This is a genomic window from Mycobacterium sp. (assembly GCF_050701515.1).
Taxonomy (GTDB): Bacteria; Actinomycetota; Actinomycetes; order Mycobacteriales; family Mycobacteriaceae; genus Mycobacterium.
The window spans coordinates 1-9,539 of the sequence record NZ_JBOGDB010000240.1; the positions used below are offsets into that span (position 1 = coordinate 1).

At 66.9% G+C, this 9,539-nt stretch carries 8 protein-coding genes and 1 pseudogene; 5 read left to right on the top strand and 4 right to left on the bottom strand.

The genetic code is table 11. The features are described 5' to 3' along the window. A partial coding sequence (locus tag ACRDU5_RS18640; RefSeq protein ID WP_526616206.1) for a class I SAM-dependent methyltransferase occupies positions 1-792 on the top strand: 792 nt, incomplete at its 5' end. A gap of 77 nt (positions 793-869) precedes the next feature. Here the strand turns inward: ACRDU5_RS18640 and ACRDU5_RS18645 are convergent. Together ACRDU5_RS18645 and ACRDU5_RS18650 are read right to left on the bottom strand one after the other, a co-directional pair. After that, positions 870-1,826: an electron transfer flavoprotein subunit alpha/FixB family protein gene (locus ACRDU5_RS18645; protein WP_526616208.1), complete on the bottom strand. Its 957-nt coding sequence runs from the start codon at positions 1,824-1,826 to the stop codon at positions 870-872. Positions 1,827-1,867: 41 nt separating this feature from the next. Continuing rightward, complete coding sequence (locus ACRDU5_RS18650; protein WP_526616210.1) at positions 1,868-2,668, bottom strand: electron transfer flavoprotein subunit beta/FixA family protein; 801 nt, start codon at positions 2,666-2,668, stop codon at positions 1,868-1,870. 216 nt (positions 2,669-2,884) lie between these two features. On the opposite strand from ACRDU5_RS18650, the gene ACRDU5_RS18655 reads away from it, so the two are divergent. The 3 genes from ACRDU5_RS18655 (at position 2,885) to ACRDU5_RS18665 (ending at position 6,526) form a co-directional block, all read left to right on the top strand. Then, positions 2,885-3,655 carry a class I SAM-dependent methyltransferase gene (locus ACRDU5_RS18655; protein ID WP_526616211.1) on the top strand — a complete coding sequence of 257 codons (771 nt, stop codon included), beginning with the start codon at positions 2,885-2,887 and terminating at the stop codon, positions 3,653-3,655. Beyond that, the gene (locus ACRDU5_RS18660) at positions 3,652-5,187 is read left to right on the top strand and encodes a 1,4-alpha-glucan branching protein domain-containing protein (protein WP_526616212.1); all 1,536 of its coding nucleotides are present in this window, start codon (positions 3,652-3,654) and stop codon (positions 5,185-5,187) included. Before ACRDU5_RS18655 ends, ACRDU5_RS18660 begins: the two co-directional genes overlap by 4 nt. 91 nt (positions 5,188-5,278) lie before the next feature. Continuing rightward, positions 5,279-6,526, top strand: coding sequence for a glycosyltransferase family 4 protein (locus ACRDU5_RS18665; RefSeq protein ID WP_526616213.1), 1,248 nt, complete (start codon positions 5,279-5,281; stop codon positions 6,524-6,526). On the opposite strand, the gene ACRDU5_RS18670 is transcribed toward ACRDU5_RS18665, so the two are convergent. Both ACRDU5_RS18670 and ACRDU5_RS18675 read right to left on the bottom strand, forming a co-directional pair. Beyond that, positions 6,523-9,093 carry an ATP-binding protein gene (locus ACRDU5_RS18670; protein ID WP_526616214.1) on the bottom strand — a complete coding sequence of 857 codons (2,571 nt, stop codon included), beginning with the start codon at positions 9,091-9,093 and terminating at the stop codon, positions 6,523-6,525. The genes ACRDU5_RS18665 and ACRDU5_RS18670 overlap by 4 nt on opposite strands. Positions 9,094-9,132: 39 nt before the next feature. Continuing rightward, positions 9,133-9,396: pseudogene (locus tag ACRDU5_RS18675) on the bottom strand (adenylate/guanylate cyclase domain-containing protein); the annotation flags it as partial. On the opposite strand from ACRDU5_RS18675, the gene ACRDU5_RS18680 reads away from it, so the two are divergent. Next, the coding region (locus tag ACRDU5_RS18680) for an enoyl-CoA hydratase/isomerase family protein (protein WP_526616216.1) at positions 9,343-9,539 on the top strand (197 nt) is incomplete at its 3' end. The pseudogene ACRDU5_RS18675 and the gene ACRDU5_RS18680 sit on opposite strands and share 54 nt — an antisense overlap.

Sequence of the window (9,539 nt, forward strand, 5' to 3'; positions counted from 1 at the left end):
ATCCACGCGGCGTCTCCCGACTACGAGGTGCAGTCGTTCCTCGACGACCCGGAGCACCTGTCGGGCGTCGTCCGGTTCGACCGGCCGCGACTCGGCGAGGTCGCCGGGCTCGAAGGCGTCCACCTGCAGAGCCACATCGGCACCGACACCCTCTCGCTGGCCCGGCTCGGCGCCCGGATGACCGGCCTGGACCTCTCGCCGCAGTCGGTCTTCGAGGCGCGACGCCTGGCGGCGGCCACCGGGGCCCAGGTCGACTACGTCGTGTCGGACGTCTACGACGCGCCGCGGGCCCTGGGCGGCCGCACCTTCGACTTCGCCTACGTCAGCCTCGGCGCGATCTCGTGGCTGCCGTCCGTGGACCGGTGGGCCGAGGTCGTCGCCGCCGTGCTGAGGCCCGGTGGCCGGCTGTTCATCCGCGACACCCACCCGATGCTCGACACGATGGAGCCCGACCCGGTGACGGGGAAGCCGGTGCCCGCCTGGCCGTACTTCGAGCACGACGACCCGGTCGTGTGGAACGACGACGTGACCTACGTGGCTCCGGCCGAGGACTCGGGGCACACCATCACGCACACCGAGGCGCACACGTGGAGCCATGGCCTCGGCCAGACGGTGACGGCGGTGTTGCGGCACGGCCTCGTGCTGACCATGCTCGAGGAGCACGACAGCGTCCCGTTCTGCCCGTTCCCGGGTCTGATGACGCGCGACGAGATCGGCGAGTTCCGGATGACCGAGCACCCCGAGCGCATCGCGATGAGCTTCACGCTGGGTGCGGTGAAGCCCGCGCCCTAGTTTCCCGTGCAATTGTGCTGAGATTGCGACTGACCACGCCGAAACGTCGCAATACGAGCACAATTGCGCCGTAAAGCTCAGCCCTTCTTGGCCTCCACCGCCGCGGTCGCCTGGGGCAGCACCGAGAACAGGTCGCCGACGACGCCGAAGTCGACCAGCTCGAAGATCGGCGCCTCCTCGTCCTTGTTGACCGCGACGATTGTCTTCGACGTCTGCATGCCGGCGCGGTGCTGGATCGCGCCGGAGATGCCGAGTGCGACGTACAGCTGCGGCGACACCGTCTTGCCGGTCTGCCCCACCTGGAACTGGCCCGGGTAGTAGCCGGAGTCCACCGCGGCGCGTGACGCGCCAACGGCGGCGCCGAGCGAGTCGGCCAATTCCTCGACCACGCTGAAGTTCTCGGCGCTGCCGACACCGCGGCCGCCGGAAACCACGACGGTGGCCTCGGTGAGTTCGGGGCGGTCGCCGGCCACCGCGGGCCGGCGAGACGTGATCTTGGTCGCATTTTCGGCCTGCTCGGGCACGTCGACGTTGACGACCTCGCCGGCGCCGGCGGCCGGTTCGGCCTCGATCGAGCCGGGGCGCACGGTGATCACCGGGGTGTCGCCGGTGGCCTCGGCCTCGACGGTGAACGCCCCGCCGAAGATCGAGTGGACGCCCTTGCCGCCCTCCTTGACCTCGACGACGTCGACCAGCAGGCCCGATCCCAGCCGGGCGGCCAGCCGTCCGGCGATCTCCTTGCCGTCGGCGGTGGCCGCCAGCAGCACACCCGCCGGGCTGGCCGACTCGACCAGCCCCGCCAGCACGTCCACCGCCGGCGTGATCAGGTAGTTCTCCGCGGCGTCGGACTCGGCCACGTAGATCTTGGCCGCGCCGGCTTCCTTCAATTCGTCGGTCAGGGGCGCGGCGGCGCCGGGTCCACCGACCACGACGGCGGAGGGTTCGCCCAGCGCCCGGGCGGCGGTGATCAGTTCAGCGCTGATCTTCTTCAGCGCACCTTCGGCGTGCTCGACGAGCACAAGTACTTCAGCCATGCGTTCTATTCGCCTCTATGTCTCGTGGATTCGGGGATGGTCTAGACGAGCTTCTGGGCAACCAGGTACTCGGCGATCTTGGTACCGCCGTCGCCTTCGTCGGTGATCTTCTCGCCCGCGGTCTTCGGCGGCTTCGGGGTGGACGACAGCACCTTGGAACCGGCGTTGGCGACCCCGACTTCGTCGGCCTCGACGCCGATCTCGGACAGCGTCAGCGTCGTCACTTCCTTCTTCTTGGCGGCCATGATGCCCTTGAAGGACGGGAAGCGCGGCTCGTTGATCTTCTCGTTCACGCTCACCACTGCGGGCAACGGCGCCTCGACGGTGAACACACCCTCGTCGGTCTCCCGCTCGCCGGTCACCTTGCCGCCCTCGACGCTCACTTTCCGCAGGTGGGTCAGCTGCGGCAGGCCCAGGTACTCGGCGATGATGGCCGGCACCGCGCCGCCGACGCCGTCGGTGGCCTCATTACCCGCGATGACCAGCTCGGTGCCCTCGACGGTGCCCAGCGCACGCGCCAGCGCCCACCCGGTCTGGACGACGTCCGAACCGTGCATGCCGTCGTCGAGCAGATGCACCGCCTTGTCGGCGCCCATCGACAGGGCCTTGCGGATCGCCTCGGTGGCGCGCTCGGGGCCGGCGGTCAGGACCGTGATGGTGCTCTCGGTGCCGTCGGCGGCTTCCTTCTCCTTGATCAGCAGGGCCTCTTCGACGGCGCGCTCGTTGATCTCGTCGAGCACGGCGTCGGCGGCCTCGCGGTCAAGGGTGAAGTCGCCGTCGGTCAGCTTGCGTTCCGACCACGTATCTGGAACCTGTTTGATCAGGACCACGATGTTCGTCATGAGTCTGGTTCGTCCTCCTCGAGGGGCCGGCGGTGGCCCGCAATACCACGTTTCATGCAGTCGCCACCATGTTACTCATCAGTAACTTTTGGTGGTTCGCAGGAACACCATAGCTGGTCGAAGTTTGTGATCTGACTTCCCCTTAGCCGCCCTAAGTCGGCCCAACCATTCGCGAACCGGCCACTCACCCCTCTCCTGCGTTAGCCTGCCTTTGCAATGAGCGCATTCGTTACCGACGGTCCGGATCTTCCCCTCACCGGGGAGCGCACGGTTCCGGGGCTGGCGGAGGAGAACTACTGGTTCCGCCGCCACGAGGTCGTCTATCAGCGGCTGGCGGACCGCTGCGCTGGCCGCGACGTGCTCGAAGCGGGCTGCGGTGAGGGTTATGGCGCGGATTTGATCGCCGACGTCGCGCGCCACGTCATCGGGCTCGACTACGACGAGTCGACGGTGGCCCACGTTCGCGCCCGCTACCCGCGGGTGGAGATGCGGCACGGCAACCTGGCCGCGTTGCCGCTGCCCGATGGCGCCGTTGATGTGGTGGTCAACTTCCAGGTGATCGAGCATCTCTGGGACCAGCCGCAGTTCGTCGCCGAATGCCTGCGCGTGCTGCAGCCATCCGGGTTGCTGATGATGTCCACGCCCAATCGGATCACCTTCTCCCCTGGCCGTGACACCCCGATCAACCCGTTCCACACCCGCGAGCTCAACGCCGCTGAACTGACCGAGTTATTGGAGTCGGCCGGCTTCGAACTCGAATCGATGCGGGGCGTGTTTCACGGCACCAGGCTGGCGGGGCTGGACGCCAAGCACCGCGGCTCCATCATCGACGCGCAAGTCGCGCGCGCCCTGGCTGACGCGCCGTGGCCGGCCGACCTGCTGGCCGACATCGCCTCGGTGACCGTGGACGATTTCGACCTCATCGACGCCGCCGACCGTGACATCGATGACAGCCTGGACCTCGTCGCGATCGCGGTGCGGCCATGACAACCGGGTCGGAGCCCGTTCCCGGGCTGTTCAGCCTTGTCCTGCACACCCACCTGCCGTGGTTGGCCCATCACGGCCGTTGGCCGGTCGGCGAGGAATGGCTGTACCAGTCGTGGTCGGCTGCCTACCTGCCGCTGATGCGGGTGCTGCGGACCTTGTCCGATGAAGGCCGTCATCATTTGTTGACGCTCGGCATGACCCCTGTGGTCACCGCGCAGCTCGATGACCCCTACTGCCTGGACGGTATGCACCACTGGCTGGCCAACTGGCAGCTGCGCGCCCAGGAGGCGACCACGCTGGGTGGCCCGTTGCGCCAGTTCGGCATTCGTGAACTGGCCGAAGCGGAAGATGCGCTAATCGACTTCGAGACGCTGTGGCAGCACGGCGGCAGCCCACTGCTGCGGGAGCTGATCGACGCCCAAACCATCGAGCTGCTCGGCGGCCCGCTGTCGCACCCGTTCCAGCCGCTGCTCAATCCGCGGCTGCGGGAGTTCGCGCTGCGCGAGGGTCTGGCCGATGCCCGGCAGCGGTTGGCCCACACCCCTACCGGCATCTGGGCGCCGGAATGCGCATACGCGCCCGGCATGGAAATCGACTACGACGCAGCGGGTATCGCGCATTTCATGGTGGACGGGCCGTCGCTGCACGGCGACACCGCGCTGGGACGCCCGGTCGGCGACTCCGATGTCGTCGCGTTCGGCCGCGACCTGCAGGTGAGTTATCGGGTTTGGTCGCCGAAGTCCGGCTATCCCGGGCACGCCGCCTACCGCGACTTCTACACATACGACCACGTCACCGGCCTCAAGCCGGCCCGTGTCACCGGCCGCAATGTTCCGTCGGATGCCAAGGCGCCCTTTGATCCTGCGCGCGCCGACCGCGCCGTCGACACCCACGTCGCCGACTTCGTCGACGTGGTCCGCCAGCGGCTGGTCGCCGAGACGGAACGGATCGGTCGGCCGGCGCACGTGATCGCGGCTTTCGACACCGAACTGTTCGGCCATTGGTGGTACGAGGGCCCGATGTGGCTGGAACGGGTGCTGCGTGCATTGCCCGATGCCGGCATCCGGGTGGGCACGCTGTCCGATGCCATCACCGACGGATTCATCGGCGCTTCGGTCGAATTGCCGCCCAGCTCTTGGGGTTCCGGTAAGGACTGGTCGGTGTGGGCCGGCGAGAAGGTCACCGACCTTGTGCAGCTGAACGTCGAAGTCACCGACACCGCACTGAGCACTGTGGACAAGGCGCTGGAGCAGTCCACGACGCCGGGCGCGCCCACCGCCCGCCACGCTGTCGCCGACCAGATCCTGCGCGAGACGCTACTGACCGTTTCCAGCGACTGGCCGTTCATGATCAGCAAGGACTCCGCCGCCGACTACGCCCGCTACCGCGCGCACCTGCACGCCCACGCCACCCGTGAGATCGCCGGTGCACTCGCGTCCGGCCGCAGCGAGCAGGCAGAGCGGCTGGCTGCCGGCTGGAACCGCGCCGACGGCCTTTTCGGCGCCCTGGACTCCCGAAGGCTGCCCCGATGACCTCGCCTTGCCCCGCGAGCGTGCGTGTCTGCTGCCCGACACGCCGCGAAACCACGGCATTTTGCGCACGCTCGCGGAGAGTGAGCGACGCGTGAAGGTCCTTATGGTGTCGTGGGAGTATCCGCCGGTGGTGGTCGGCGGACTCGGTCGGCACGTATACCAGTTGGCGACGGCGCTGGCGGCGGCCGGACACGAGATTGTGGTGCTCAGCCGTCGGCCGTCCGATACCGACCCGAGCACGCATCCGTCGACCGACGAGGTCAGCGAGGGTGTGCGGGTGGTGGCAGCAGCCCAGGACCCGCACGAGTTCGACTTCGGCTCGGACATGATGGCGTGGACGCTGGCCATGGGCCACTCGATGACCCGCGTCGGCCTGGCGCTGAAGACCTGCGATCACCGGCCCAAGCCGTGGCGACCGGACGTCGTGCACGCCCACGACTGGCTGGTCGCCCACCCGGCCATCGCGCTGGCCGAGTTCTTCGACGTCCCTTTGGTTTCCACACTTCACGCCACCGAGGCGGGCAGACACTCCGGCTGGGTGTCCGGGCCGATCAGCCGTCAGGTGCATGCGGCGGAGTCCTGGCTGGTGCGCGAATCCGATTCACTCATCACGTGTTCGAGGTCGATGAGCGACGAGATCACAGAACTCTTTGGGCCCGGCCTCGGCGAGATCCGGGTCATCCGCAACGGCATCGACGCCGCGCTGTGGCCGTTTGCACCGCGACGTCCACAGGCGGGTCCGGCACAGCTGTTGTACGTGGGACGGCTGGAGTACGAGAAGGGCATTCACGACGCCATTGCGGCTCTGCCCCGCATCAGGCGCACCCATCCCGGCGCCACGCTGACCATCGCCGGTGACGGGACTCAGCAACAGTGGCTGGCAGAGCAGGCCCGAAAGCACAAGGTGCTCAAGGCTGTAACGTTTGCCGGCCGGTTGGATCATGAGCATCTGGTGCAGCTGCTGCACGACGCCGACGCCGCCGTCCTGCCCAGTCACTACGAGCCGTTCGGCATCGTCGCGCTGGAGGCCGCGGCAACCGGCACGCCGCTGGTGACCTCGAATGTCGGCGGCCTCGGCGAAGCGGTGATCAACGGCCAGACCGGTGTCTCTTGTGCGCCGCGCGACATCGCGGGCCTGGCCGCAGCGGTCCGGGTGGTGCTCGACGATCCGCCCGCAGCGCAGCGCCGCGCGATCGCCGCCCGCGAGCGACTCACCTCCGACTTCGACTGGCGCACCGTCGCAAGCGAAACGGCTCAGGTGTACGTGGCCGCCAAACGCGGTGAGCGCGAACCGCATCCGCGCCGGACCATCGTCGAGCACGCCCTGCCGGACCGCTAAGTCATCATCTCTGCAAGAGCCATATGTCCTTCGAAACCAAGGTCATTGGCCATCGTTCGATACTTGCCAGCGAAATCTCGGTAGCCGGTCTCGTCGCCGTGGGCTCTCGCCAGCAGCGCACGCAACCGCAGCAGCGGAAGTTCGTACAGCACAAACCCGGGATCTGTCGGCACCGTTGCCAACCTGCCAATCGCAGCTTCGGCCTCATCGATGTCCGCCTCGGTGCCGCGGCGTAGCAGCGATTCCACCAACACGCTAACGGCAGGCCCGCGCGTAATCGCGTCTCCCGAGGCGAACAGGAATTCGGCCGTCTCGCGCCCCAACGCGATGGCTCCCTCGAGATCTCCTAGTCGGGCTCTCTCCTTCGCGGTCTCGATAACGACGAACCGCCATAACCACTGCGAATTGCCGTGCCGCTCACCAGGGTCATCGCGCCGAGCAAGCAGTTCGAGACCTACTGTTCGTTGCTCTCCGGGTTGGTTGGCAAGGACGACGCCGCGCGTCAGTCGAGCCGCGCCCCTTCCAAAATCGTCACCGAAGCGCTCAGCCCTTTCGAGCGCTTCAGCGGTCACTTGATCGGCGGTCGCGTCCGGCAGGAAAACCCCGTTGCTAACCGGAAAACCGTACTTCAGCAAGACCGCGGAGACGTGGGTGGACGTATCCTGCACAGCCCGAGCCATCGCAATGGCATCGTCGAAGTCATCCAGAAAGCCCGGCAGTCCAAGGCAAAGCCTTGCGGAGCCACGCAGCGCCAGCCCGAAAGCTAACGGTGACCCGATGAGGAGACTGTGCTTGGTCGGGTCGCCATCTGCAATGTCGATGGCGCACTGGGCCAAGCGCAGAGCTTCGAGCGCCTCCCCAGCTTGGAATTTCGCATTACCCGTCGCGACAGACACCTCAGCAGTCAATGCGGGATCAGCGATCTTCTCGAGCAACCTGGTTGCGTCCGATGCGGCGCGGGCGGCCTCGCGAAACTTGTTGTGGAACAAGAGAGCGGTCAGCATCCCCGCCATGCCGAGGGCAAGCGACAGATCGTCGCCGGCTGACGTGCAGAGAACTTGCAGTTCCTCGAACCCGGTCTCTTCGATGCCTAGCCCGACTCTCCAGTTATTGCCGCACATCAGGACGCGGGGTGCGATCCGCATCGCGGACCGATCAGGGTTGTCTACCGGCATCCGGTCAGCGACCTCACGTGCCCGCTGCCAGCTCCGGTATGCCGCGTTGATGTCACGGAATCGCGCCCAATCGCCGGCGCGCATGTGCCAAGCGAATGCCTCGCTAAGGTCGCCCGCCGCCTCGAGATGCTCGGCGATGAGTGCCGCATTCGCGTCAGACATTTCCGGATGATGTTCTTCGATCGCCCTGGCAAGCTTCCGGTGCAAGTCGGAGCGGTGCGACTTGAGCTGTGATTCGTACGCCACCGCACGGATCAGCGGATGCCGAAAGGCGTACTCGTCCCCGTGCATGAACCCCACTTGGTCGATGAGTTCAGCGCCGACCAATTCGGTTAACTCGACGTCCTCCACCAAGTCGGCAAGCAGTTCGGAAACGAAGCGCAATCCGATGACCGCCGCCGCGTTCAACGTGCGCTTTGCCGTCGGGCGGAGGCGGTCGATGCGGGCGGCTATGGCAGCCTGCAGCGACGCGGGGACGCGCACCTCAGCGTCACGGTGTTGGGAAACATAGGCACCGGCTTCGCCGGCCACCACACCGCGCTCAGCGAAGTCACGGACAATCTCTTCGGCGAAGAACGGATTGCCGGCGGCGCGTTCAGCAACTCGTGCGACGAACTGTGTGACCGAAGGGTCCGTTCCCAGCAACTCGGTGGCAAGTGCTGTGGAATCGGAATCCTGAAGGGGGCTAAGGGGAATGCGGTGTGAGCTCGGCAAGCGGTCGAGCGCGCCGTGATATTCAGGTCGGTAGGTGATCAGCACTAGTACGTCGGTCTGTGGCACGACAGCGGCGAAATCGCCGAACATGGCCTCGCTCGTCTGGTCGATCCAGTGCGCGTCCTCGATCACGAAGATGGCGGGTGTTCTTCGAGCCACCGCGGCCGCGTTCAAGAGCGCCGCCAACCGCCGTGTCCGCGCGGCGGGATCGATGGCAGGCAGCTGGACGTCGGGATCAGAAACGCCGAGCAGATCGTCGAGCAACAGTAGGTCTTCATGGTCGGCATCTGGCAATCGCGCCCGGAGGTTTGCGCGCGCCTCGTCGTCTTCGAGACGGCCGATCGAAAACACGTCCCGCAGTAGCCGTGTCGCCACGTGAAACGGGATGTCGCTGGTGTGGGATTCACAGTATGTCGTGAACACCTCGACGTCTCGCTGTGCCGCAATCATGGCCGTCTCGTGCACCAATCGGCTCTTGCCGATGCCGGGCGGCCCGACGAGCCCGACCACCCGGCCGTTGCCGTTCACCGACTGATCGAGTAGGCCACCTATCATGCTCAATTCCCAGTCACGGCCGACCAGGGTGGATCGCTGCCTGCCTGACCGCCCGCCATCAGGATCCGTCGCCAACAAGCGGCGTGCAGCTACCGGCGCATCAGAGCCCTTGACGTGCACCATCTCGGACTCGCCAAGCACGGCGGTTCTCTCGACCAGGCGCGCGGTCGACGCGCTGAGCATCACCCCACCCGGCGGCGCGACCGATTCCATTCGCTGCGCCATGCCGACCTGTTCGCCGATGCTCGTGTAACTCGATGGACCAGAACCTATTTCACCGGCAATCACCTCACCGGAGTTCAGTCCGATTCGCAAGCGCAAAGCAACGCCGTCGCGCTCCTGCAGCTCGACCGCCCCGACGCCCGGAACGCGCTGTCGCCGGAGATGATGGACGAGCTGGGGGGCGCGCTCGAGCGGGTCGACCACGAATCCGAGGTGCGCGCGATCGTCGTGGCCGGGAGCGACGACGTGTTCGCCGCGGGCGCCGACATCCGCGCGCTCCGCGACCGGACGTTCGGCGAGGCGCTCTTCCACCCCACGTCCGTCTTCTGGAAGCGCCTGGCCGGCTG

Bases quoted from the DNA above. Each gene is read 5' to 3' on its own strand.
- ACRDU5_RS18645 (WP_526616208.1), bottom strand. From the start codon at position 1,826: ATGGCTGAAGTACTTGTGCTCGTCGAGCACGCCGAAGGTGCGCTGAAG.
- ACRDU5_RS18650 (WP_526616210.1), bottom strand. From the start codon at position 2,668: ATGACGAACATCGTGGTCCTGATCAAACAGGTTCCAGATACGTGGTCG.
- ACRDU5_RS18655 (WP_526616211.1), top strand. From the start codon at position 2,885: ATGAGCGCATTCGTTACCGACGGTCCGGATCTTCCCCTCACCGGGGAG.
- ACRDU5_RS18660 (WP_526616212.1), top strand. From the start codon at position 3,652: ATGACAACCGGGTCGGAGCCCGTTCCCGGGCTGTTCAGCCTTGTCCTG.
- ACRDU5_RS18670 (WP_526616214.1), bottom strand. From the start codon at position 9,093: ATGGTGCACGTCAAGGGCTCTGATGCGCCGGTAGCTGCACGCCGCTTG.